This window comes from Xanthomonas arboricola pv. guizotiae (assembly GCF_002940205.1).
Taxonomy (GTDB): Bacteria; Pseudomonadota; Gammaproteobacteria; order Xanthomonadales; family Xanthomonadaceae; genus Xanthomonas; species Xanthomonas arboricola_C.
On sequence record NZ_MDSK01000001.1, the window covers coordinates 216,099 to 238,148 of the forward strand.

Annotated in this window: 23 protein-coding genes and 1 pseudogene; 9 read left to right on the top strand and 15 right to left on the bottom strand. The window is 66.8% G+C overall.

From position 1 onward, the window contains the following. Positions 1 to 109 precede the first annotated feature (109 nt). The 8 genes from XarbCFBP7408_RS01150 to XarbCFBP7408_RS01185 form a co-directional block, all read right to left on the bottom strand. Positions 110 to 604: a dihydrofolate reductase gene (locus tag XarbCFBP7408_RS01150; RefSeq protein WP_104560616.1), complete on the bottom strand. Its 495-nt coding sequence runs from the start codon at positions 602 to 604 to the stop codon at positions 110 to 112. Beyond that, on the bottom strand, positions 601 to 888 hold the full coding sequence (locus XarbCFBP7408_RS01155; protein WP_104560618.1) for a hypothetical protein: 288 nt from the start codon (positions 886 to 888) through the stop codon (positions 601 to 603). The genes XarbCFBP7408_RS01150 and XarbCFBP7408_RS01155 overlap by 4 nt, the downstream gene beginning before the upstream one ends. A 53-nt stretch (positions 889 to 941) precedes the next feature. Next, positions 942 to 1,736 (bottom strand): thymidylate synthase, encoded by a 795-nt coding sequence (locus tag XarbCFBP7408_RS01160; RefSeq protein WP_104560620.1) that lies wholly within the window; start codon positions 1,734 to 1,736, stop codon positions 942 to 944. Beyond that, positions 1,733 to 2,623 (bottom strand): prolipoprotein diacylglyceryl transferase, encoded by an 891-nt coding sequence (lgt, locus tag XarbCFBP7408_RS01165; RefSeq protein WP_104560622.1) that lies wholly within the window; start codon positions 2,621 to 2,623, stop codon positions 1,733 to 1,735. The genes XarbCFBP7408_RS01160 and lgt overlap by 4 nt, the downstream gene beginning before the upstream one ends. Before the next feature lie 53 nt (positions 2,624 to 2,676). Beyond that, positions 2,677 to 3,168: a TPM domain-containing protein gene (locus XarbCFBP7408_RS01170; RefSeq protein WP_104560624.1), complete on the bottom strand. Its 492-nt coding sequence runs from the start codon at positions 3,166 to 3,168 to the stop codon at positions 2,677 to 2,679. Next, the gene (locus tag XarbCFBP7408_RS01175) at positions 3,168 to 4,064 is read right to left on the bottom strand and encodes a TPM domain-containing protein (RefSeq protein WP_104560626.1); all 897 of its coding nucleotides are present in this window, start codon (positions 4,062 to 4,064) and stop codon (positions 3,168 to 3,170) included. Before XarbCFBP7408_RS01175 ends, XarbCFBP7408_RS01170 begins: the two co-directional genes overlap by 1 nt. A gap of 359 nt (positions 4,065 to 4,423) precedes the next feature. Further along, positions 4,424 to 5,056: a LemA family protein gene (locus XarbCFBP7408_RS01180; RefSeq protein WP_046346231.1), complete on the bottom strand. Its 633-nt coding sequence runs from the start codon at positions 5,054 to 5,056 to the stop codon at positions 4,424 to 4,426. 255 nt (positions 5,057 to 5,311) lie between these two features. Continuing rightward, positions 5,312 to 5,692, bottom strand: coding sequence for a diacylglycerol kinase (locus XarbCFBP7408_RS01185; RefSeq protein ID WP_039530617.1), 381 nt, complete (start codon positions 5,690 to 5,692; stop codon positions 5,312 to 5,314). Positions 5,693 to 6,007: 315 nt separating this feature from the next. Here XarbCFBP7408_RS01185 and XarbCFBP7408_RS01190 point away from each other — a divergent pair, with 315 nt between their 5' ends. Continuing rightward, positions 6,008 to 6,709, top strand: a complete 702-nt coding sequence (locus tag XarbCFBP7408_RS01190; protein WP_104560628.1) for an SGNH/GDSL hydrolase family protein — start codon at positions 6,008 to 6,010, stop codon at positions 6,707 to 6,709. A gap of 215 nt (positions 6,710 to 6,924) precedes the next feature. Here the strand turns inward: XarbCFBP7408_RS01190 and XarbCFBP7408_RS01195 are convergent, their stop codons facing one another. The 3 genes from XarbCFBP7408_RS01195 to XarbCFBP7408_RS01205 form a co-directional block, all read right to left on the bottom strand. Next, the gene (locus XarbCFBP7408_RS01195; RefSeq protein ID WP_104560630.1) at positions 6,925 to 8,196 is read right to left on the bottom strand and encodes a sensor histidine kinase; all 1,272 of its coding nucleotides are present in this window, start codon (positions 8,194 to 8,196) and stop codon (positions 6,925 to 6,927) included. Positions 8,197 to 8,340: 144 nt separating this feature from the next. Further along, positions 8,341 to 9,054, bottom strand: a complete 714-nt coding sequence (locus XarbCFBP7408_RS01200; protein ID WP_002811889.1) for a response regulator transcription factor — start codon at positions 9,052 to 9,054, stop codon at positions 8,341 to 8,343. A gap of 104 nt (positions 9,055 to 9,158) precedes the next feature. Then, a complete protein-coding gene (locus XarbCFBP7408_RS01205) occupies positions 9,159 to 9,827 on the bottom strand; it encodes an arylesterase (protein WP_181106135.1) in 669 nt (222 codons plus the stop codon). A gap of 103 nt (positions 9,828 to 9,930) precedes the next feature. Here XarbCFBP7408_RS01205 and XarbCFBP7408_RS01210 point away from each other — a divergent pair, with 103 nt between their 5' ends. From XarbCFBP7408_RS01210 to XarbCFBP7408_RS01240, 7 genes and pseudogenes are all read left to right on the top strand, one after another. Further along, positions 9,931 to 10,536 (top strand): ABC transporter ATP-binding protein, encoded by a 606-nt coding sequence (locus XarbCFBP7408_RS01210; protein ID WP_258071972.1) that lies wholly within the window; start codon positions 9,931 to 9,933, stop codon positions 10,534 to 10,536. Further along, positions 10,533 to 13,016: an ABC transporter permease gene (locus XarbCFBP7408_RS01215; protein ID WP_104560634.1), complete on the top strand. Its 2,484-nt coding sequence runs from the start codon at positions 10,533 to 10,535 to the stop codon at positions 13,014 to 13,016. Before XarbCFBP7408_RS01210 ends, XarbCFBP7408_RS01215 begins: the two co-directional genes overlap by 4 nt. Before the next feature lie 194 nt (positions 13,017 to 13,210). Beyond that, positions 13,211 to 14,128: a TauD/TfdA dioxygenase family protein gene (locus tag XarbCFBP7408_RS01220; protein WP_104560636.1), complete on the top strand. Its 918-nt coding sequence runs from the start codon at positions 13,211 to 13,213 to the stop codon at positions 14,126 to 14,128. Between the two features lie 85 nt (positions 14,129 to 14,213). Then, on the top strand, positions 14,214 to 15,260 hold the full coding sequence (locus tag XarbCFBP7408_RS01225; RefSeq protein ID WP_104560638.1) for an ABC transporter substrate-binding protein: 1,047 nt from the start codon (positions 14,214 to 14,216) through the stop codon (positions 15,258 to 15,260). Positions 15,261 to 15,263: 3 nt separating this feature from the next. Beyond that, positions 15,264 to 16,095 (top strand): annotated as a pseudogene (locus tag XarbCFBP7408_RS01230) (ABC transporter ATP-binding protein). Further along, on the top strand, positions 16,092 to 16,976 hold the full coding sequence (locus XarbCFBP7408_RS01235) for an ABC transporter permease (protein ID WP_104560640.1): 885 nt from the start codon (positions 16,092 to 16,094) through the stop codon (positions 16,974 to 16,976). Before XarbCFBP7408_RS01230 ends, XarbCFBP7408_RS01235 begins: the two are co-directional and overlap by 4 nt. Before the next feature lie 186 nt (positions 16,977 to 17,162). Then, complete coding sequence (locus tag XarbCFBP7408_RS01240; protein WP_024938302.1) at positions 17,163 to 17,516, top strand: DMT family protein; 354 nt, start codon at positions 17,163 to 17,165, stop codon at positions 17,514 to 17,516. 126 nt (positions 17,517 to 17,642) lie between these two features. On the opposite strand, the gene XarbCFBP7408_RS01245 is transcribed toward XarbCFBP7408_RS01240, so the two are convergent. From XarbCFBP7408_RS01245 to hemP, 4 genes are all read right to left on the bottom strand, one after another. Then, positions 17,643 to 18,566, bottom strand: a complete 924-nt coding sequence (locus XarbCFBP7408_RS01245; protein ID WP_104560642.1) for a DUF6607 family protein — start codon at positions 18,564 to 18,566, stop codon at positions 17,643 to 17,645. Positions 18,567 to 18,593: 27 nt separating this feature from the next. Further along, positions 18,594 to 19,226: a Hemin transport protein gene (locus XarbCFBP7408_RS01250; RefSeq protein ID WP_104560644.1), complete on the bottom strand. Its 633-nt coding sequence runs from the start codon at positions 19,224 to 19,226 to the stop codon at positions 18,594 to 18,596. Between the two features lie 5 nt (positions 19,227 to 19,231). Continuing rightward, on the bottom strand, positions 19,232 to 21,466 hold the full coding sequence (locus tag XarbCFBP7408_RS01255) for a TonB-dependent hemoglobin/transferrin/lactoferrin family receptor (RefSeq protein ID WP_104560646.1): 2,235 nt from the start codon (positions 21,464 to 21,466) through the stop codon (positions 19,232 to 19,234). A gap of 154 nt (positions 21,467 to 21,620) precedes the next feature. After that, entirely contained in the window at positions 21,621 to 21,860 is a 240-nt protein-coding gene (hemP, locus tag XarbCFBP7408_RS01260; protein WP_024938306.1) for a hemin uptake protein HemP, read from the bottom strand. Positions 21,861 to 21,910: 50 nt separating this feature from the next. On the opposite strand from hemP, the gene XarbCFBP7408_RS23040 reads away from it, so the two are divergent. Next, positions 21,911 to 22,045, top strand: a complete 135-nt coding sequence (locus XarbCFBP7408_RS23040) for a hypothetical protein (RefSeq protein WP_258071965.1) — start codon at positions 21,911 to 21,913, stop codon at positions 22,043 to 22,045. The last annotated feature ends 5 nt before the right edge of the window (positions 22,046 to 22,050 follow it).

A 22,050-nucleotide genomic window follows, 5' to 3' on the forward strand; every position in this document is an offset into this window, starting at 1 on the left:
CCCTGGCTGCCTGCAGGACGATCTACGCCGCATAGCGCAGCTCACACGGCATGCCTGCCACGCACGGTCACCGCACATGCAGCGGGCTTTGGCCGCTCACTCGGAGGCGTCAACGCCGCCGGTAGTCCACGTAGTCGAATGCAAACGCATGCCTGGCATCGGCCGCGTGCGATTCGCGCTGTACGGCTTCCCATAGCGCAGGGTCGATCGGCGGGAAATGCGTATCGGCGCCATCCACTGCCGTGTCCACTTCGGTCACCGCCAGCAGATCGGCATGTTGCATGGTCAGGCGATACACCTCGCCGCCGCCGATCACGCACAGTTCCTGCGCGCCATCCTGCACGGCGCGTTCGATCGCCTGTTCCACCGATGCCACCGGATGCATGCCGTCGAACGGTGCCTGCCCCGAACGCGTCAGCACCAGGTTCAACCGCCCCGGCAAGGCACGCCCCAGCGACTGCGCGGTCTTGCGCCCCATCAGGATCGGCTTGCCCAACGTCAACGCCTTGAAGCGCTTGAGATCGTCGGGCAGCTTCCATGGCAGGTCGTTGTCGCGGCCGATGGCATTGTTGCGGTCGAAAGCGACGATCAGGGTCAGTTTCATCGGTCCGGATACAGCGTGTCGTAGATTTTCATCGCGGCGTGCCGGCCCATCATTCCAAGGCAGAAAGCCGCAAGGTACAACACGGCAATCACCGCCAGCGCCGCCAAAGACTGCCCGCCGAAGACGTTCGTCAGCTGCAGGGGTTCGCCCTTGTACAAGGCAATACCGAAAAAACCGATCGGTGCGATGAGCAGGATGCTCGTGAGATTCACCAACAGGCTGGCCTGCATTGCCATCAGCGAATCAGCCAGTTTTTCCCGTGCCTTGATCGAATGCTTGGCCATCACGGTGCTGTCGTCTCAAGTGGATACCGGAGAACCATGCCGCAACTCGCTGGTCACACCGCCACCGGCGCCTTGATCGCCGGATGCGGGTCGTAGCCCTCGATGGCGATGTCCTCGAAGCGGAACGCGAACAGGTCGGTCACCGCGGGATTCAGGCGCAGGCGCGGCAGCGCACGCGGGGTGCGGGTCAGTTGCTCGCGTGCCTGCGCGAAGTGATTTGCGTACAGGTGCGCATCGCCCAGCGTATGCACGAAATCGCCCACGCCCAGGCCGGTGGCCTGCGCCACCATATGCGTCAGCAGTGCGTAGCTGGCGATATTGAACGGCACGCCCAGAAAGATGTCGCCGCTGCGCTGATACAGCTGGCAGCTGAGCTTGCCGTTCACCACATAGAACTGGAACAGGCTGTGACACGGCATCAGCGCCATCTGCGGCAACTCGCCGACATTCCAGGCGCTGATCACCAGCCGGCGCGAATCCGGGTTGCGCTTGATCTCCTCCACCAGCCATTGCATCTGGTCGATCTCGACCCCGTCCGGGCCGGTCCAGCGCCGCCACTGCTTGCCGTACACCGGGCCGAGATCGCCGTTGTCGTCGGCCCATTCGTCCCAGATGCGGACCTGGTGGTCCTTGAGGTAGCCGATGTTGGTGTCGCCCTGCAGGAACCACAGCAACTCGTGGATGATCGAGCGCAGGTGCAGCTTCTTTGTGGTGACCAGCGGAAAGCCGTCGTTGAGGTCGAAGCGCATCTGCCAGCCGAACACGCTGCGCGTGCCGGTGCCGGTGCGATCGGATTTCTCGGCGCCGTGTTCCAGCACATGCTGCAGCAGGTCCAGATAGGGCTTCACTTGGCCGCCTCCGCGCCCGCGGCCTGCACCAGCATCGGCTGCAGCACCGGCGCGCGGCGCGACATCGCCAGCAACGCCAGGCCGCCGATGATCAACGGCAGACTCAGGATCTGCCCCATCGTCAGCCAGTTGAAGGCCAGGTAGCCGATTGGTGCATCCGGCACGCGCACGAATTCCACGATGAAACGGAACACGCCGTACAGCAGCGCGAACATCCCCGACACCGCATAGCGTGCGCGCGGCTTCATCGAGAAGGTCCACAGCACCACGAACATCACCACCCCTTCCAGCGCCGCCTCGTAGAGCTGCGAAGGATGCCGCGCAAACTGGTTCAATGCACCGGCGGCGTACTGCGCCTGAACCTGGGCCGGCGCCTGGCCTAACAACTCAGGCGCCAGCGGGAAGATCACGCCCCAGCCGGCATCGGTGAACTTGCCCCACAGCTCGCCGCCGACGAAATTGCCCAGCCTCCCGAAGCCCAGGCCCAGCGGCACCAGCGGCGCCACGAAATCCATCACGTCGAAGAAGTGCAGCCGGTGCTTGCGCGCCCACAGCCCGCAAGCGATCAGCACGCCCAGCAGGCCGCCGTGGAAGCTCATGCCGCCCTGCCACACCTTGAACAGGATCAACGGGTTGGCCAGCAGGCTGTCGAACGCATAGAACAGCATGTAGCCGATGCGCCCGCCCAGCACCACGCCGAGCATGCCGTAGAACAACAGGTCGGAAAACCCGTCCATGTCCACCCCCGGCAGGCGGCCGCGCAGGATGCGCGAGCGCCCCAGTGCCCAGGCAGAGAAGAACGCAGCCAGGTACATCAACCCGTACCAGTGCACCTGCACCGGTCCAAGCGAGAAGGCGATGGGGTCGATGGCGTGCAGATAGATCATGCGGACCGCGGATCACGTAGAGCGAGGCGTCTATTCTGACACCTCGCGCGCGCTCAGCCTAAGAGCTGGGGACGATCGGGCAGCTCGTCTTCATGCTGGGAGCCGGCAGCGGCAGGAAAATGCTCGGTCAACAGCTCGGTGACCGCCTCGATCCCGGCCAGCACCGCCGCCTCGTGCTCGCCATCGCGCAGGAACTGCTGCATGCGTCGGCACACCTCGGCCCACTGCGCTTCCGGCACCCGGCTGCGCAGCCCACGGTCGGCGACCACTTCGATGGCGTGGTCGGCCAGCAGCAGATACAGCAGCACCCCGTTATTGGCCTCGGTGTCCCAGGTGCGCAAGTGCGCGAAGGCCTGCTCGGCACGCTGGCGCGCGGTGTGCCCGCGCCATAGCGCGTCCAGCGGCAGGTCGGCTTCCACCGCCAACATGATCTGGCCGGTATGGGTGCGCTCGCTGGCGGCAACCGCCGCGGCGATCGCGTCCATGCAGCCGGCCGGGAAACTGCGCTGCGCCGAGGGCGCGAAGACATGCCTGAGCCACCGCATTACCAGCTCCCCGAGGCGCCACCGCCTCCCGACGATCCGCCACCACCACCCCAGCCGCCGCCACCGAAACCGCCGCGGCCACCGCCTCCAAAGCCACCGAATCCACCACCGCCCCAGCCACCGCCGCCGACAAAGCGCCCCGGCGAACCGGACGCCAGGCCGGCCAGCAGGCCGATCACCGCAGCGCCAGCGCTGGCGAACAGCAGCGAGGTCAACAGCAGGGCGGCACCGCCGGCAGCGACGCCGGTCAGCAATGCACGCAGCGGCCGTGGCAGGGCACCGAGAATGCCGCGCGCCACCATCGCGACCACAAAACCGATGAACAAGGCCATGATCCAGCCGCCGCCACCCGAGCCATTGCCGGCGCCGCCATCGGCGTGCCCGCTGACCGGCGCCGGCAGCGCCTCGCCCTCGATCAGGCCGGCCAGCGTCGCAGTCGCCGCACCGATGCCGCCGGCGTAGTCGCCCTCACGGAAGCGCGGTGCCAGGTACTCCTGGATGATGCGGTTGGCCGTGATGTCGGGGATCGCCCCTTCCAGGCCGTAGCCCGGCTGGATCCGCACCCGGCGGTCGTCCTTGGCCACCAGCAGCAGCACACCATCGTCCACGCCCTTGCGGCCGATCTTCCACTGGTCGAACACGCGCTGGGTGTACTGCTCGATCGCCTCCGGCTGCGTGGTCGGCACGATCAGGATCTGCAACTGCGCGCCCTTGCGCTGCTGCAAGGCCAGCGCCTGCTGCTCGAGTTGCCGGGTCTGGGTGGCGTCCAAGGTGCCGGTGACATCGACCACGGGCGAGCGCAGCGGCGGAATGGCTGCCAGATCCTGCGCCAGCAGCGAGGCCGGCAGCAAGCACAGTGCCGTCATCCACAACACCCACATGTACGTTTGCCGCATTGCCAACTCCTACCCTAATGAGTACTGACAGTTGATCAGCACTGCCACCTAGCTTTCCCTTCTGCCTGCGGGAGAAGGTGCCCCAAAGGGGCGGATGAGGGTGCGCCGCAGAGATCTGCGAGTGCCTGCAATGACAAACGCGTCGCCACGCGTCGTCAGGAGCGAATCACCGACGGCTCCACTGTTTCGCTCGCTCCGTACCCTCACCCCAACCCCTCTCCCGCGGGGGAGAGGGGCTCAATATCCCGCATTTGACAGTTGGTATTGATCCACCAAATGAATCCACCAAGTGGACTCGTCGAAATGGCGAATCCCTGCGCTTGCTCAACATCCCTTGCAGCACGACATACCCGGCCTGATTACTGCGCGGGCTGCGGCTGCTGCGCAGGCTGTTGCTGCGGCGCCTGCTGATTGCCGAAATCCACCTGCGGTGCGCGCGAAATCTGCGCTTCGTTTTCCACGCTGAAATTTGGCTTGGGCTGGTAGCCGAAGATCTTGGCGGTGATCACCTGCGGAAACGAACGGATGTAGGTGTTGTACTCCTGCACCGTCTGGATGTAGCGACCGCGCGCCACGGTGATGCGGTTCTCGGTGCCTTCCAGCTGCACCTGCAGATCGCGGAACGACTGGTCGGATTTCAGCTGCGGATAGTTTTCGCTGACCACCAACAGCCGCGACAGTGCGCTGCCGAGTTCGCCCTGCGCCTGCTGGAACTGCTTGAGCGAGGCTTCGTCGTCGGCATTGACCTGGATCTGTCCGACCCGCGAGCGCGCATTGGTCACCTCGGTCAGCACCTGGCGCTCCTGCTGGGCATAGCCCTGCACGGTGCGCACCAGATTGGGAATCAGGTCGGCGCGACGCTGGTATTGATTCAGCACCTCCGACCAACCTGCCTTGACTCCTTCTTCCTTCTGCTGGATCGCGTTGTAGCCGCAACCGGACAGCGAGACGGTCAGGATCAGCAACACCAGGGCGCGAATCAGGACGGGCATGCAGGCGATTCCGTTGAAAGAGAGCCGCAGCATGCCACGCGGCGAGTCAAGCCGGCATGCACATGCCTGCGCCTGGCAGGCGATTCCGGCCAGGCGCGATGCAGCCTGACAACGGAAAGAGACCGTCACGGCATGCTGCGTGGCCGGCCGACTCGTCGCTGGCGCCTCGGTGCGCCACATCGCCAGGAACGCCTCCACGCAGTCGCCAGTCGAGAAGCCGACCGGCGGCAGTGCGTCACTCGGCCGCACTGCTCTTCAGAACAAGCGCGGCAGCAGGATCAGTCCCCAGCACAACAGCACATTGATCAGCAGCAGGAACACCGCCGCCGAGCCCATGTCCTTGGCACGGCCAGCCAGCACGTGGTGCTCGGGGCCGTAACGTTCGATCACTGCCTCGATCGCCGAATTCAGCAGTTCGGCGGCCAGCACGATCAGCAGCGGCGCGATCAGCGCGATGCGTTCCAGCCCGGACTGGCCGAGCCACAGCCCCAGCGGCAGCAGCACTGCCGCCAGGCACACCTCCAGCCGAAACGAGGATTCGTGCAGCCATGCCGCGCGCAGGCCCTGCCATGACCAGATCGCCGCCTTGAGCATGCGGCGCGGACCGCGCGGCACGTGTCCCAGTTGATCGGCCATGCGTCAGTACTTCCGGCCGCAAGGGCATATCTGGGGACGGCTCGAACGCATGGCGTGGTCACTGCTGGGAAAGTGCGAATCTTGCACCGTCGTGCAGTCCGCCGCCAGGGCGTGGCCAAATGCCCGCCAGCTGGCGTTGGGCCTGCAATGACGTCCAATGCTGCCGCATGGCGCAATCTCTTCCACGTTGTGGTGCACGCCCGGCGGCACGCTCTGCGGGCAGTCCATGACAGGCGCTGGACGCCCACCGGTTTGCCCTGGGCTTGCAGCCTGCCGCACCATGGTGGTCCGCTTTACTGCCGCAGGTTCTTTCGCATGACCAAGCATCCCTTGCGCACGCTGCTATGCGCGCTTGCCTTGTTGTCCGGCCACGTCCACGCCGCCGCCCCGCACACCGCGCCGCAGATACCGGCGCAGGTGTCCAACGCCGCCTGGGAAGACGACATGCGGCGCTTTTCCGACAGCGATGCGCAACGACCGCCGCCCCGGCACGGCATCGTCTTCGTCGGCAGTTCGTCGATCCGTTTCTGGGACACGCTGGCCCAGGATTTCCCCGGCATGCCGGTGATCAATCGCGGCTTCGGCGGTTCGGAAGTGCGTGACAGCACCTGGTACGCCGACCGCATCGTGATCCCGTATGCACCGCGCCAGGTGGTGCTGTATGCCGGCGACAACGATCTCAACAGCGGCCGCACGCCGCAGCAGGTGCGCGACGACGTGCTGGCATTCGTCACGCGCATCCGCCGCGACCTGCCCAGCGCGCGCATCAGCTATCTGTCGATCAAACCCAGCCCCTCGCGCGCGCATCTGCTGCCGGCGATCGTCACCGCCAATCGGCTGATCAAGGACGCCCTCGCGCCGCTGCCGCACGTGGACTACGTGGACGTCTACACGCCGATGCTCGATGCCGACGGCAAACCGCGCGCCGAGCTGTTTCGCCAGGACATGCTGCACATGACCGCCGATGGCTATGCCATCTGGCGCAAGGCGGTGGCCCCGGTGCTGGAGCAGAAGTAGCGCCCTGCAGGTCGATCTGGCACGGCGCGCGGGATCAATGCCACGCAGTCGAAAACACCATCATCGCAACCACAAACGGCGCCCCAGGCACATGCAGCGCGTCTGCCTCGTCAACAGACGATTCCAAATCAGCCACGCCTCATCGACCAGCGCTGCGGGCGCTCCCCCGCCGCAACGGATGACGACAGATCGCGCGAGTCAAGGCTACCGTGAACTCAGGCCACCACCACCGCGACCGAGGTGCCGACCCCGGACTCGCTATGCAGTTCGATCCGCCAGCCGAAGCGATCGCACAGCCGGCGTACGATCGACAGGCCCAGGCCGGTGCCCTGCGGGCGCGTGGGATCGGCGCGGAAGAATGGCTCGAAGGCGCGCGCGCGCGCTTCCTCGCTCATGCCGATGCCGGTATCGCGCACGATGATGCGGTCCTGGGTGACTTCCACTTCGATGCTGCCGGTGTCGGTATAGGCGCAGGCATTGCGCAGCAGGTTGCTGAGCACCACACGCATCACCCGCGGCGGGGCGAACATCTGCAGGCTGCGGTCGCCGACCATCGTCAGGGACACCGGCTTGTCGCCCAGCAACTCGCGGGCGCTGTCGACTTCCTCGCTGGCCAGTTCGGCGGCATCGAAGGTCTCGCTTTGCGGGTCGATCTCGGCCTCGCGCGCCAGGATCAGGAAGGCGTCGATCACCGCTTCCATATCGCGGCCGGCACGCTGGATCCGGCGCAGGCTGCGCTGGGTGCGTTGCGACAGTTCGTCGTCGGCCAGCGCCATGTCGCTGGCCACCCGGATCACCGTCAACGGTGTGCGCAGCTCATGACTGGCATCGCGGGTGAAATTGCGCTCGCGCGCGACATGGTCGCTGACCTTCTGCCCCAGCGCGTGCAGCGCGGCGGCCAGTTGCCGCGTCTCGCCCTGCAGGTCGGCAGGCAGCCGCTCCGGGGCCAGTTCGTCGACATCGGGGTTGCGCGGATCCCATTGCGACACGCGCCGCGCCAGCCAGCTGATCGGCGACAACATCCGCTTGGAAATCCGGTAGGTCACCCAGAACACGCCATAGATCGCCAGCAGCACCAGCATCGCCGGCACCACCCCGAACCACAGCGTCAGGTGCGACGCGCGCGAGCGTGGGAACACCAGGTACAAGCGCCCCTCCGGGCGTTGGTCGACATACACCAGGGCATCGGCGGCGGCCACTTCGCTGAAACCAGGAGACAAGCGCCGCAACGCCGCGGGCGCAGGATCGCGGCCCTGGCCGGTGGGCGAGAAATAGCCCTGGATGTTGCGGGTATTCGGCGGCGGATTGCTCGGCGCGCTCTTGTGCAGGCGCCAGAAATGCACGGCCTCGTCGACAAGCACGGTGCGCACCAGGCTGTACTTGATCACGAAGGACAGCAGATAGCCGCCCAGCACGATCGCCAGGCTCGCCAGGGCGACCTGCAGCAGGAAGGCGAGACGTATTTTTCGTGGAAGCCCGTGCGGCATTGCTGCATCCAGGGGAGAGCGCCGGATTATAGGCAACGCTTCCGTAAGCCCGTCGTGCAGCCAGACGGCAGCACGCGGAAGCGACAGGCGCGTGGGCGCCTACAGGAGGTGACCGGCCGCCAGAACGGCGGCCGGCCGGCGACATCAGGCCATCGGCTGGGCGATGTCGGCGATGCGATAGCCGGCGCTCTGCACGGTGTGCAGCAGCGGACGGTCGAACGGCTTGTCGATGATCTTGCGCAGGTTGTACAGATGGCTGCGCAGGGTGTCCGAATCCGGCAACCCGTTGCCCCAGATCTCGCGCTCGATTTCCTGGCGGGTGACCACCCGTGGCGACTCGCGCATCAGGATGGTGAGCAGGCGCAGGCCGATCGGCGAGAGCTGCAGCTCGGTGCCGGCGCGGGTGGCGCGCATGCTGACCGGATCGAGTACCAGGTCGGCGACCTTGAGCACTTCCGAGCCGACCTGGCGACGCTCGCGGCGGATCAGGGCACGCAAGCGTGCTTCCAGTTCCTGGATCGCGAACGGCTTGGTCAGGTAATCGTCGGCACCGAAACCCAGGCCGGTGAGCTTGTCGTCCAGCGTGTCGCGGGCGGTCAGCATCAGCACCGGGGTGGACTTGCGTGCGTCGTTACGCAGGCGGCGACACACTTCGATGCCGTCCAGACGTGGCAGCATGAGATCCAGCACGACCACGTCGTAGCTGTTCTCGGCGGCCAGACGGTAGCCGTCGAGTCCGTCCTGCGCGTAGTCGACCTCGAAGCCACGGCCTTCCAGGTACTCGCCGATCATTTCGGAGATATTGCGGTTGTCTTCGACGACCAGCACGAGGCCGGACGTTTCCTTGGTCTGACGCATGGACTTTCCTCGGTCTTCAGCTTTGTGAAACATGCCGGATCGGCAGTGGAAAGGGCGTGAAGACCAACTAACGTTCTGTGACGGCGCGCGGTGGCCGCCGGTTGTCAGCGCCCGAGCAACGGACGCAGCGCTGGCCACACCGTTTCCAGCACCCTGGGCTGGGCAGCGGCAGTGGGATGCAGGCCGTCCGCCTGCATCAGGCCTGGCTGCAGCGCGACCTTTTCCAGGAAAAACGGCACCAAGGCGGTCTTGTACTGCCTGGACAGGTCGGCGTAGCTCGCCTTCAGGCGCTCACGGTAGGCGGGACCGTAGTTGGGCGGCACATCGATGCCCAGCAGCAGCACCTTCGCCCCGGCCTGCTGGCTGAGCTGGATCATCTTTTCCAGGTTGCCCTTGAGCTGGGCCGGGGTCAGGCCGCGCAGCGCATCGTTGCCGCCGAGTTCGATCACCACCACGCCGGGGCGGTGCTTCTGCAGCAGGCCGGGCAGCCGCGTCAGCGCGCCGGAGGTGGTTTCGCCGCTGATGCTGGCATTGACGACCGCCGGTGGCGTCGCCATGTCACGCTTGAGGCGTTGGTCCAGCAAGGTGACCCAGCCGGACTGCACCGGAATGTTGTGCGCAGCGCTCAGGCTGTCGCCGACCACCAGGATCGGGGCGGTCGCCACCGGACTTTTGGCAGAGGCAATCCCCGGCGCAAGCAGGGACAGTGTCAGCAGCCACAGGACCAGCGCGCCATATCGCAGTGTTCTTTCACGCATTCGGAGATTCCTCATCGACAGTCTGGCCACCCGCTCCAGCACCCGCACCGCCATCGACGTCCGCGAGGTCGGCAAGTCCGTCAGCGGACCGGAGGGAACACTCCACATCCTCGACAACATCAGCTTGACGGTCAGTGAAGGCGACAGTATCGCCATCGTCGGCGCGTCCGGCTCGGGCAAGACCACCCTGCTCGGCCTGCTGGCCGGGCTGGACCTGCCCAGCCGCGGCAGCATCGCGCTCTCGGGCCAGGACCTGGGCCAGTTGGACGAGGAGGCCCGCGCCGCCCTGCGCGCCCGCGAAGTCGGCTTCGTGTTCCAGAGCTTCCACCTGCTGCCGGCACTCACCGCCGAAGAAAACATCGCGCTGCCGCTGGAGCTGGCCGGGCGCGAGGATCCGGCGCGGGTGCGCGAGGTGCTGGAGGCGGTCGGCCTGAGCGCGCGTGCGCGGCATTACCCGCGGCAGCTGTCCGGCGGCGAGCAGCAACGTGTGGCGCTGGCACGCGCCTTCGTGGCCAAACCGCGCATCCTGTTTGCCGACGAACCCACCGGCAGCCTGGATCAGGCCACCGGCGCGCAGATCAGCGACCTGCTGTTTGCGCTCAATGCCACCAGCGATACCACGCTGGTGCTGGTGACCCACGACATGACGCTGGCGCAGCGCTGCAAGCACATCTACCGCATCGACAGCGGCCGCCTGCACGCCCAGCCCGGTTCGGCCGCATGAACGTGCTGCGCCAAGCCGCGCGCGCGGTGCGCCGCGAATTCCTGGCCGGCGACCTGCTGACCGTGTTCGCCGCGCTGGTGCTGGGCGTGGCGGTGATGACGGCCGTCGGCACGCTGGTCGATCGGGTCACCCTGGCGCTGACCTCCAGCGCGGCCGAAGTGCTCGGTGGCGATCTGGGCGTGACCGGCCGCCAGGAGATTCCGGCCGACTTCGCTGCGGAAGCGCAGCGGCGTGGCCTGCAGAGCACGCGCATGGTCAGCTTCCCCAGCGTGCTGTTCCATGGCGACGCCAGCCAGATGGCCAATATCCGCGGGGTCGGCGCGGGCTACCCGCTGCGTGGGCAATTGCTGGTGTCCACGGACAGTGCCGGCATGCAGGGCAAGCCTGCGGGCGCACCGCCACCGGGCCAGGCCTATGCCGATCCGCGCCTGCTGGAGGCCCTGGGCCTGCGCGTGGGCGAACAGCTGGAATTCGGCGCCGGCCATCTCACCATCACCGGCGTGCTGCGTGCCGAACCGGATGCCTCCGGCGAGCTGATGCAGCTGTCGCCGCCGCTGCTGGTCAATCGCGCCGATATCGCTGGTGCCGGCCTGCTCGGCCACGGCAGCCGCGCCTCGTATCGGCTGATGTTTGCCGGCGCACCGGATGCCATCGCCGACCTGCGCGCCTGGCTGAAGCCACGCGCCAGCGAGTATCGCTTGGTAGGTATCGAAGACACCCAACGCGGCATGCGTGCAGCGTTCGACCGCGCCGGCCGCTTCCTGGCGTTGTCGGCGTTGCTGGCAGTGCTGTTGTCCGGCGTGGCCACCGCATTGGCGGCCAACCGGTTTGCGATGCGGCGTATCGACACCGTGGCGGTGTTGCGCTGCCTGGGCGCACGCCAGCGCGACATCCTGGCGATGCTGTCGCTGCAATTGCTGCTCACCGCGATTCCGGCCTGCCTGGTCGGTATCGGCTTAGGCATGCTCGCGCAGGAAGGCCTGGTGCAGGCGCTGGGCAGCCTGATCCCGAACCGGCTGCCGCTGCCGCAGGCCACCCCTGCCCTGGCGGGCGCAGGCATCGGCCTGGTGCTGTTGCTAGGCTTCGGCCTGCCGCCGTTGCTGCGGCTGCGCAACGTGCCGCCGATGCGCGTGCTCAACCGCAGCTTTGCCGCGGTGCCGCCGAGTTCCTTGCTGGTCTACGCCGCGGCATTGGCGGCCACGCTGGCACTGACCGTGTACGCGACCGGCAACCTGGTGCTGGCCGGCTGGGTGCTGGGTGGCCTGGCCGCATTGGCGCTGGTGGCGATGGCGCTGGGGCTGGGCCTGCTGGCCTTGCTGCGGCCGATCCAGCACCGCCTGCGCGGCGCCTGGAAGCTGGGCCTGGCCTCGCTGACGCGGCGCCGCGGGCTGAGCGTGGTGCAGCTGGTCGGGCTGTCGCTGTCGTTGTGCGCGCTGCTGCTGCTGGCGGTGGTCGGCCCCGGCCTGCTCGGGCAATGGCGCGATCGGCTGCCGGTGGATACGCCCAACTATTTCCTGATGAATATCCAGCCCGAGCAGACCGAGCCGGTGCTGCAGACGCTGCGCGGCCTGGGTGTGCAGGATGCGGCCGTGGAGCCGTTTTCGACCGGGCGCCTGGTGGCGATCAACGACAAGCCGCCACTGCGCGGCGACCGCGATCCGGCCGACGATGGCGACGGCGACAACCGCCCGGTCAATTTCTCCTGGCGACATGCATTTCCGCCGGCAAACACCTTGCTGGAAGGCAAGTTCTGGGCGGCCGACAGCATTGCGCCGGAGGCTTCGGTGGAAGAAGGCTGGGCGCAGCGGTATCAGCTCAAACTGGGCGACCGCATCACCCTGCTGCTGGGCGAGCAGCAGCGCAGCTTCACCGTCACCAGCATCCGCAAGGCCGACTGGGACTCGTTCCGGGTCAATTTCTTCCTGCTGCTCAACCAGGGCTCGGTCGGCGATGCGCCGTACAACCTGATTTCCAGCTTCCACCTGCCGCCCGGCAACGCGCCCAAGCTGGCGTCGCTGAGCCGCGACTACCCCAATATTTCGGTGCTGGACATCGATGCGATCCTCGGCCGCGTGCGCGAGGTGATCGACCAGGTGGCGCAGGCGGTGCAACTGGTGATGGGTTTCAGCCTGCTGGCCGGCGTGCTGGTGCTGCTGGCGGCCTTGCAGGCCACCGCCGGCGAGCGCCGCTATGACAGCGCGGTGCTGCGCACGCTGGGCGCGCGTCGCGGCCAGTTGCGTGGCGCGGTGCTGGTGGAGTTCGGCGCGCTCGGCCTGCTGGCGGCGACGCTGGCGGTGACCGCCGCCGCGGTGATCGGTGCGGTGGTCGGGCAAAAGGCGTTCGAGATCGCGTTGGCGCCGGACTGGCCGCGCCTGCTGCTCGGCGGCGCGTTTGGCCTTGCGCTGAGCCTGCTGGCCGGCTGGTCGGGCACGCGACGCATCCTGTCCACGCCGCCGGCGCTGGCACTGCGGACCGACTGAGGCCGGGTCGGTTGAAGCCGCGAACGGGCGGCGCGCAGGCGTCGCCCGTTCGCGTTCCGTCGCACCGCTGCATATGCCTGCAGCGCATAAGCACCTTGCCAATCGTACGTTCGCAGCGGTGGCCGGACTGCCTACAGTGGTGTGTCAGGTCGCCGGCCCAGGCGGCCATCCGTTGCCGTCGAGGTGCCACCGTCATGGCCAGCGTCACTTCCGCTGCGCGTGCGCAGCCGCCGCGCGATGCGGTTTCCACCGAGCACGCTTCCAGTGTCCGGATCGTGCCGTTCGATGCCCCGCTGGGCGCCGAAGTGATCGGCCTGGATCTGTCGCAGCCGCTGGATGCAGACACCTTCGCGCGCATCCACCAGGCGCATCTGGACTACCACGTGCTGGTGTTCCGCGAGCAACGCATCACGCCGGCGCAGCAGGTCGCTTTCAGCCGTCGCTTCGGCCCGTTGCAGATCCATGTGCTGCGCAACTTCCAGTTGCGCGGACATCCGGAAGTGCTGGTGGTGTCCAACATCAAGGAGAACGGCGAGCCGATCGGCCTGGGTGATGCCGGCCACTACTGGCACTCGGATCTGTCGTACAAGGACACCCCCAGCCTGGGCTCGCTGTTGCATGCGCAGGAACTGCCCAGCGAGGGCGGCGACACCTTGTTCGCCAACCAGCACCTGGCCTGGCAGACCCTGCCCGACGCGCTCAAGCACGCGGTGCAGGACCTGCGTGCCGAGCACAGCTATCTGGCCAAGTACGAAGAACTGCGTGCGCGCAATCCGTGGCGCCCGGCGCTGACACCGGAGCAGATTGCCGAAGTGAAGCCAGTGCAGCATCCGATCGTGCGCACCCATCCGGAAACCGGCCAGAAAGCGCTGTTTGTCAGCGAGCATTTCACCACCCGCATCGTCGGCTTGCCCGACGACGAAAGTGCTGCACTGCTGCAGGCCTTGTTTGAACACAGCACCGGCGATGCGCTGGTGTATCGGCATCGCTGGCAGCCGCACGACATGGTGTTCTGGGACAACCGCTCGGTCATGCATCTGGCCGCCGGCACGCCCGATCATCTGCGTCGCCGGCTCAACCGCACCACCATCGAAGGCGATGCGCCGTTCTAGCCAAGGTGCTGCCTCGCGCGCGTTTCGCAACACGTAATGCGCTGGGAAACGCGCCTTCTTCCTTCCCCCTCGACTGGAGCGCCGCATGCGTTTGACCGTCACCTCTCACGCACGTCCGCAGCGCCGACGTTTTTCCCGACGTGTCGCGCTGCTGCTCCTGGCCGCATTGCCGTTGCTGCACAGCGCGCATGCGCAGGCCGAAGGAAAGCTGCGCATCGCCAAACAGTTCGGCATCGTCTATCTGTTGCTGGACGTGGCACAGGATCAACAGCTGATCGAACAGCAGGGCAAGGCCGCCGGCGTGGACATCGACGTGCAGTTCCTGCAGCTGTCCGGTGGCGCGGCCGTCAACGATGCCCTGCTGACCGGTTCGATCGATATCGCCGGTGCCGGCGTCGGGCCGTTGTTCACCATCTGGGACCGCACCCATGGCCGCCAGAACGTGCGCGGCGTGGCGTCGCTGGGCAACTTCCCGTACTACCTGATCAGCAACAATCCGCGCATCAAGAGCATCGGCGATTTCACCCCGCAGGACCGTATTGCGGTGCCGGCCACCGGCGTGTCGGTGCAGTCGCGTTTCCTGCAGCATGCCTCCCAGCAACGCTGGGGCGACAAGGGCACCCATCAGCTGGATCCGCTGCAGGTGGCCTTGCCGCACCCGGATGCGGCCGCCGCGATCATCCGTGGCCGCAGCGAGATCACCGCGCATTTCGCCAGCCCGCCATTCCAGGAGCAGGAATTGGCGCGCAACCCGGCCGCGCACATCGTGACCAGTTCCTACGAGATCGAAGGCGGCCCCTCCTCGGCCACCGTGCTGTATGCCACAGAAAAATTCCGCCGCGACAATCCCAAGACCTGTCGCGCCTTCGTCGCGGCGCTGGATCAGGCTGCACGCTTCGTCGCCGCGCATCCGGAGCAGGCGGCGGATATCTTCCTGCGTCGCAATGGCTCGAGCATCGATCGCGCGCTGGTGCTGCAGATCCTCAAGGACCCGAAAGTGCAGTTCACCGTGGTGCCGCAGAACACGCTGGGGCTGGGCAAGTTCATGCAGCACAGCGGCGCGATCAAGCAGACCCCGCGCAAGCTGAGCGACTACTTCTTCGACGATCCGCTGATTGCGGGCGGGAGCTGAGCGATGAGTCCGTCCACACCATTGCTGCAGGTCGATCACGTCAGCCTGGAATACGCCTCGGCGCAACGCGTGGTGCGCGCCACCCATCGCGTGCGTTTCGATGTGCATGAAGCCGACCGCTTCGTGCTGCTGGGGCCTTCGGGTTGCGGCAAATCCACCCTGCTCAAGGCGGTGGCCGGCTTCGTCACCCCGCGCGAGGGCCAGATCCGCCTGGATGGCAATGCGGTCACCGGGCCGGGGCCGGACCGGGTCGTCGTCTTCCAGGAATTCGACCAGCTGGCGCCCTGGAAGACCGTGCGCGAGAACGTGGTGTTCGGCCTGCGCGCAGCCCGCAAGCTGTCGCGCGTCGAGGCGCGCGAGCGTGCCGACGACAGCCTGGCGCAGGTCGGGCTGAGCGCGTTCGCCCAGGCCTACCCTGTCCGGCGGCATGAAGCAACGCGTGGCGATTGCGCGCGCGTTGGCGATGCGCCCACGCGTGTTGCTGATGGACGAGCCGTTCGCCGCACTCGATGCGCTGACGCGTTCGCGCATGCAGGAGCAGGTGCTGGAGCTGTGGGAGCAATCGCGCTTCACCTTGTTGTTCGTCACCCATTCGATCGAGGAGGCGTTGGTGGTCGGTAACCGCGTGCTGTTGTTGTCGCCACATCCGGGCCAGGTGCGCGCCGAGCTCAACGCGCATGCGTTCGGCCCGCACAGCGCCGGCAGTGTGGCGTTCCAGCAGACCGCGCAGCGCATCCATCGGCTGCTGTTCGACCTGCCCGACGATGCCCTGGATGATGCCAAGGTGGCGCCGCTGCGTCGCCCGGCCGAGCGCCAGCGCGAGGCGCTGCCATGAGCGGCAGCACCGCCCCCGCGCTGCCGCCATTGCCGCCGGTGCGGGCCGAGTACGAAGTGGCCCTGCAGCCGCTGGATCCCGCATTGGTTGCAGCCGCCGCGCCGACGCGCTGGCAGGCACCGCCCTGGCTGCGCAAGGCGCTGGTGCTGGTGGTGCTGGTCGCGGTGTGGGAGATCGCCGCACGCGTGGTCGGCGACGATCTGATGCTGCCCAGCGCGCTGCAGACCACACGCGCGTTTTACGACGGGCTGCTGTCCGGCGAGTTGTTGCGCCGCGTGGGCGCTTCGCTGCGCGTGCTGGCGCAGGGCTATGCGCTCGGCGTGGTACTGGCCTTCGTGCTGACCGCGCTGGCCGCTTCCACGCGCTGGGGCCGCGACGTGCTCGGCACGCTGACCGCCATGTTCAATCCGCTGCCGGCGATCGCCCTGCTGCCACTGGCCTTGCTGTGGTTCGGCCTGGGTACCGGCAGCCTGGTGTTCGTGCTGGTGCATTCGGTGCTGTGGCCGCTGGCGCTGACCACCTACGCCGGTTTCCAGGCGGTGCCGGAAACCCTGCGCATGGCCGGGCGCAATTACGGATTGCGTGGGCCGCGCTACGTGGCGCAGCTGCTGATTCCCGCCGCGCTGCCGGCGATCCTGTCCGGGCTGAAGATCGGCTGGGCCTTCGCCTGGCGCACCCTGATCGCCGCCGAGCTGGTGTTCGGCGCCACCTCCGGCCAGGGCGGCCTGGGCTGGTACATCTTCCAGAACCGCAACGAGCTGTATACCGACCGCGTGTTCGCCGGCCTGGCGATGGTGATCGTGCTGGGCCTGCTGGTGGAGGGCGTGGTGTTCCAGGCCATCGAGCGGCTGACCGTGCGCCGCTGGGGCATGCAGCGCTAGCGGGATGACCGTAGACGCTGCGAGCGCAGCGGTGCGTGGCCAGGCGTTTTGCCTGGCCACGCTGCAGATGAACGTGTCGCGCCAGCCACCAGCGCCCTGAGCCTACGTGCCGGGCTCATCGGCACGGTCGCGTGCGCTTAACGGGGCTGGCTTATGCTGCCGGCCCCTTTGCTGCCGTCTGCCGTCATGCCTACCGCCCCCTTCACTGCCTATCTGTATCCGGTGCTGTTGCTGATCGCCAGCAACGTGTTCATGACCTTTGCCTGGTACGGGCATCTGAAGTACAAGAGCACGCCACTGATGATCGCGATCCTGGTCAGCTGGGGCATCGCGTTCTTCGAATACTGCCTGCAGGTGCCAGGCAACCGCCTGGGCAGCGCGGTGTATTCGGCGCCGCAGCTCAAGGGCATGCAGGAAGTGATCACGCTGCTGGTGTTCGCCGGCTTCTCGACGTTCTACCTGGGCCAGTCGTTGAAGTGGAATCACTGGGCCGCATTCGGCTTGATCCTGGTCGCGGCATTCCTGATGTTCAAGGAATAACCACCAACCGCCGTCTCGCTGGTAGGAGCGCACCTGGGCGCGACCTCGCAAAGTGTCCTGTGGCGCGATGGGCCTTGTCGGGAATGCCACGTCGCGCCCGGGTGCGCTCCTACGGTGTGCGGGTGCCTAGTTCGCCGGTTCGACCCACTGAGCGAACACCGCGTCCAGCTGCGCGTCCTTGACCCGCTTGCCGCTCTGCACCGCCTCGGCCTGCTGGAACATCGGCATGATCATCGCCATGCCGTCCGGCTTGGTCTTCAGATGCAGGCCGGGCGGCGTATCGAGCAACCTGGCCCAGCGCGTGCGCACCTTGGCCCAGTAGCCTTGGGTGCCTTTCCAATACGCATGGGCCGGGGCGAAGTCGACCTCGGTGGTCTTGCGGTAATCGTTGAAGCCGAACTCGCGCGCGATCGCTTCCTGGCTGCCGTCGGGCTTGCGCAGCACCTTGGTGTTGAACTGTTCGTGGGTCCAGCCATTGGGCGTGAGCGTGTGGCGATTGATCACCGCGAGCGCGTTGTAGTCGCTGCGCTTGGTGTACTCGCGGCGCGGCAACGGGCGCCAGCTCAGGTCGCTGGTCCAGGTGGGATGGCCGTCGGCATAGTCCAAGCGACCGGTGCCGCAATAGCGCGGCGCGTCGCTGACCTCGTAGACGCACTGGGTCCAGGCGCCGGTGGTGACCGCCGGCGGCAGCGCATGCACCGTCCAGGTCTGATCGGCGCTGAATTCGAAACGCTGCGGCGCCTCGTAGATCCAGTCCTGCCGCCAATGCTTGGTCACGTGCCTGCTCTTTTCGTCGACCAGCAGATGCTGCAGCACCAGCTTGCGCGGTGAATCCTCCACCACGATCACCACTTCGCTGGCGCCGCTGCGCATGGCCGATGCACGCTCGTAGCCGGGCTTGAGCAGCACCGTCTCGTCGAAGGCAAAGTCCACCGCGTATTCGCCCTGCATCGCCAGGATGCTCTGCCGATCGCGCTGGGCGTCGGCGGCAGCAATCAACGGCAACAGGCTCAGCGTCAGTGCGATACAACGGGAAAACGTTCGGCTCATCGGAACTCTCGGGAGTGGTTGGAGACGTCAGCGGCGCAGGCGCACCAGCGACGCCGTCATGTCGGATGGGTTGTTGTTGCTGGATGTGGCGGAGACCGTGCGCAAGGCGGCAGCGCGCGCGCAGCAGCAATCGTCCACCGCCACGCGGCCGTCGATGCCCTCTTCGCGCGCCAGGCGTGCGGCAACCTCCGCACCCAGCGCCGACACGGTCGCCAGGCTGGCGACAAACGGCTGCTCGCGGGTGGCGGCGGCCTGCAGGCGCAGCGCACTCAAGCGCCACGCCTCCCCACGCATGCGCCCGGCCAGACGACGCCACAGCCGCTCGCCGACGCCCAGCTCATGGGTTTCCATCGGCAACGGCGGCAGCCGCGAGACCAGGCGATCCCAGATCAGGAAATCGCTGTCAGGCAGCAGGCAGATCCGCCAGCAGCACTGCCCCTCGGCATCGAAGAACCAGATGCTCTCGCGCACGCCATCGCTGTCGACCTGCCGGCACGCCGCCGCATCCACCGCATGCTGCCAGCCATCCAGTTCGTTGCCCAATGCGGGCCGGTACAGGCACAGCACCGTACCCAACGCCGCCAACTGCTGCGGACGCGGCAGCGCGGCGCGGGTGGCACGTGCATGCGACAACGACGGCAGCGGGCGGGCGATGGGCATGGCCGCTACCAGCTCACCGCCAGGCTGACCGAGGCGGTGCGCCCGGCGCCGGTGAAGCGATCGATCACCGTGCTGCTGGCCAGCGTGCCGTTGGGCAGCGCATTCCAGTCCACATAGCGGCGGTCGGCCAGATTGAAGATGCCTGCGGTGACCTTGGCACCCGGTGCGAACTGCCAGTGCCCCATCAGGTCCAGCGTGGCATAGCCGGCCGGGGTGTAATAGCTGTCCAGCTGCGGGCGACGCTTGCGCGCGACGAAGGTGCCGATCAGTTCCGCCCCCCAGGCATCGCTGTCGAAGGCCACGCCGAGCGTGCCGCGCAGCGGATCGACCGAGTTGAGCGGGGTGTCGTCGGTGAGATTGTCGCCTTCCGCATACGCCACGGCGCTGTTGAGCGACCAACCCTGCCAGCCGGCCAGCGCGCCCAGATCGATTCCGCCGCGCGCTTCGGCACCCTTGATCACCACATCGTCCACGTTGCGCGACTGGAACAGCATCAGCCCTTCGGCATTGAAGCCGGCCGGCGCATACGATTCGATGAAGTTGCGGTAGTCGGTGTAGTACACGCTGACGCCCAGATAGCCGACTGCATCGTTGAAACGCAGCCCCAGTTCGCCACCGCGGCTGGTCTCCGATTTCAGGTCCGGATTGGCGATGGCGGTGTAGCGCGCCTGCAGATTGGTGAAGCCGATATTGACGTCGTTGTACGGCGGCGCGCGGAAGCCGTGCGCGTAGTTGGCATACGCCGACCAGGCGTCCGAAAACCGCCACACCACACCGAACTTGGGAGACACCTGCGTTTCATCGATGGTCTCGGCGGCAACACCGGGATTGTCTTCGCGGAAGATGTCGTCCACCTGCGGCGACAGCCGGAAGTAATCCACGCGCACCCCGGGCGTCAGCGACAGCTGGCCATCGAACAGGCGGATCTCGTCCTGCGCATACAGCCCGAGCTTGGTGGTCTCGCTCTTGGGAAAATCGCGCACCGGGAACACGTCCTGACCGACGCGATTGGTGATCGCGCCATTGGCCAGATTGACCGAGTAACCATCGCGCTTGGCGCGGGTGTCGGTCCAGGTGCCGTCCAGGCCATAGGTGATGTCGTGACCCAGCGTGCCGGTATCGATGGCTTTGTGCGCGTTGACCAGCAGGCCGTACACGCGCTGGTCGAAGTTGTGTTCGTTATGACGGCGGGTGTTGTTGCCGCGCAGCTCGTCGGTGCGCTGCAGGCTCTCGCTGTCCTGGCGATACAGCTGCCACTGCAGATCGTCGGCCAGCGCCCAATCCAGCGCATCCAGCTCGTGGCGCAGCGAGACGCGCGCGCGGGTCTGATGGTCGCGTCCGTCCTGCGACAGGATGCGCAGCGATGGCGTGGTCACGCGCGGGTCGATGCCGGTCAAGGCCTCGATGCTGCCGTAGTCTTCGTTGCCTTCCACAGTGAGCTTGAAGCGCTGCTGCGCGCTGGGCGCGTACACCAGCTTGGCCAGCACGCTGCGGCCATCAATGCGCTGCGGGTTGGCTGCGGTCCGGCTGAAATCGCGGCTGCGGTTGTCGCCCTGGTTCTGCGCTTGCTGGCCCTGGCGATGGCTGACCGCCACCATGCCGCTCCAGCGCTCGCCGCCGAACGCGCCGGTGGCACCGGCGAACAGGCCGTTCCAGTCGCCTTCGTAGCCGAACTTCAGGCCGACATAGCTGTGCTTGTCGGCGCTCAGGTAATCGGATGGATCCTTGGTGACGAAGGCCACCACGCCGCCCAGCGCGTCGGAGCCGTACAGCGAGCTGGCCGGCCCGCGCACCACTTCGACGCGCTTGAGCGTTTCCAGATCGACGAAGTTGCGGTTGGCGTTGAGGTAGCTGCCGAAGCTGAAGGTGTCCGACACCGGCACGTTGTCGACCAGGATCGCCACGCGGTTGCCGTCCAGCCCGCGGATGCGGATGCCGTTGGCGCCGGTGAAGCGGCCGCTGCTGCTGGTCACCGACACGCCGGGCGTGTAGCGGAACAGATCCTTGAGCTCGCGCACCAGTTGGTTGTCCAGTTGTTCGCGGTCGATCACATCCACCGTGCTCGGCACATCGACCAGGGCGCGCTGGGTGCGCGTGGCGGTCACCTGCAACCGGTCGAAGTCGTGGACCTCGCGCGCGGCGTCGCCACTGGCGGCGAGGTCGGCAGCATGGGCACGCAACGGAAGAAGAGCAGGCAGCGCAAGCGACAGCGCGACCACCAGCGGATACAGGCGAATCATCGGGAACCTTTGAAGGGAAGTTCCCGGCAGCGTGTGCTGCAGACTGGGCCGCGACCGGCCGCCGGGAAGAGCGTGGGGGTGCGCGGACGGCGGCGGCAACGCCCGCGACAGACAATCCGATCCCCTGCGCCAATGCGCGGAATCGGGGGTGGAACTACTTGGTCAGGATGAGCTTGTCGTTGCTGGTATGACGCAGGCGATAGACGCGGTCGCCATGCTGGATCAGCACTTCGCGACGGCCTTTGAGCAGCGCCTCGCTGCTGATGAGGTCTTCTGCGGGGACGGCGCGCGGGGCAGCGCGGTCGCGCAGGTTGACCGGTTCGGAGCGGAGCAGCACGGGATGAGCGGTCATGATCTGGATCTCCAGTCGGTTGGCCAGACAAATAATAACCATTCTCATTTAATGATCAAGAGCCATTCTCATCTTCGCAGCAGGATCTTTGCATGAATCGAACGGATTCGATTCACCAAGGCTATCGAAAGAAGGTGATCAGGGTGCTGGCCGGCGGTTCTTTCAACGCAGAGATCGCAGCCTTGCCGATCACATCGCCGCGGGTGAGGCCCGCACCAGCCAAGTGAAAGCA

Excerpts from the sequence above, each read along its gene's own strand:
- XarbCFBP7408_RS01150 (WP_104560616.1), bottom strand. The coding sequence starts at position 604 with ATGAAACTGACCCTGATCGTCGCTTTCGACCGCAACAATGCCATCGGC.
- XarbCFBP7408_RS01155 (WP_104560618.1), bottom strand. The coding sequence starts at position 888 with ATGGCCAAGCATTCGATCAAGGCACGGGAAAAACTGGCTGATTCGCTG.
- lgt (WP_104560622.1), bottom strand. The coding sequence starts at position 2,623 with ATGATCTATCTGCACGCCATCGACCCCATCGCCTTCTCGCTTGGACCG.
- XarbCFBP7408_RS01170 (WP_104560624.1), bottom strand. The coding sequence starts at position 3,168 with ATGCGGTGGCTCAGGCATGTCTTCGCGCCCTCGGCGCAGCGCAGTTTC.
- XarbCFBP7408_RS01175 (WP_104560626.1), bottom strand. The coding sequence starts at position 4,064 with ATGCGGCAAACGTACATGTGGGTGTTGTGGATGACGGCACTGTGCTTG.
- XarbCFBP7408_RS01180 (WP_046346231.1), bottom strand. The coding sequence starts at position 5,056 with ATGCCCGTCCTGATTCGCGCCCTGGTGTTGCTGATCCTGACCGTCTCG.
- XarbCFBP7408_RS01185 (WP_039530617.1), bottom strand. The coding sequence starts at position 5,692 with ATGGCCGATCAACTGGGACACGTGCCGCGCGGTCCGCGCCGCATGCTC.
- XarbCFBP7408_RS01190 (WP_104560628.1), top strand. The coding sequence starts at position 6,008 with ATGACCAAGCATCCCTTGCGCACGCTGCTATGCGCGCTTGCCTTGTTG.
- XarbCFBP7408_RS01195 (WP_104560630.1), bottom strand. The coding sequence starts at position 8,196 with ATGCCGCACGGGCTTCCACGAAAAATACGTCTCGCCTTCCTGCTGCAG.
- XarbCFBP7408_RS01200 (WP_002811889.1), bottom strand. The coding sequence starts at position 9,054 with ATGCGTCAGACCAAGGAAACGTCCGGCCTCGTGCTGGTCGTCGAAGAC.
- XarbCFBP7408_RS01205 (WP_181106135.1), bottom strand. The coding sequence starts at position 9,827 with ATGAGGAATCTCCGAATGCGTGAAAGAACACTGCGATATGGCGCGCTG.
- XarbCFBP7408_RS01215 (WP_104560634.1), top strand. The coding sequence starts at position 10,533 with ATGAACGTGCTGCGCCAAGCCGCGCGCGCGGTGCGCCGCGAATTCCTG.
- XarbCFBP7408_RS01220 (WP_104560636.1), top strand. The coding sequence starts at position 13,211 with ATGGCCAGCGTCACTTCCGCTGCGCGTGCGCAGCCGCCGCGCGATGCG.
- XarbCFBP7408_RS01225 (WP_104560638.1), top strand. The coding sequence starts at position 14,214 with ATGCGTTTGACCGTCACCTCTCACGCACGTCCGCAGCGCCGACGTTTT.
- XarbCFBP7408_RS01235 (WP_104560640.1), top strand. The coding sequence starts at position 16,092 with ATGAGCGGCAGCACCGCCCCCGCGCTGCCGCCATTGCCGCCGGTGCGG.
- XarbCFBP7408_RS01240 (WP_024938302.1), top strand. The coding sequence starts at position 17,163 with ATGCCTACCGCCCCCTTCACTGCCTATCTGTATCCGGTGCTGTTGCTG.
- XarbCFBP7408_RS01245 (WP_104560642.1), bottom strand. The coding sequence starts at position 18,566 with ATGAGCCGAACGTTTTCCCGTTGTATCGCACTGACGCTGAGCCTGTTG.
- XarbCFBP7408_RS01250 (WP_104560644.1), bottom strand. The coding sequence starts at position 19,226 with ATGCCCATCGCCCGCCCGCTGCCGTCGTTGTCGCATGCACGTGCCACC.
- XarbCFBP7408_RS01255 (WP_104560646.1), bottom strand. The coding sequence starts at position 21,466 with ATGATTCGCCTGTATCCGCTGGTGGTCGCGCTGTCGCTTGCGCTGCCT.
- hemP (WP_024938306.1), bottom strand. The coding sequence starts at position 21,860 with ATGGTTATTATTTGTCTGGCCAACCGACTGGAGATCCAGATCATGACC.
- XarbCFBP7408_RS23040 (WP_258071965.1), top strand. The coding sequence starts at position 21,911 with ATGAATCGAACGGATTCGATTCACCAAGGCTATCGAAAGAAGGTGATC.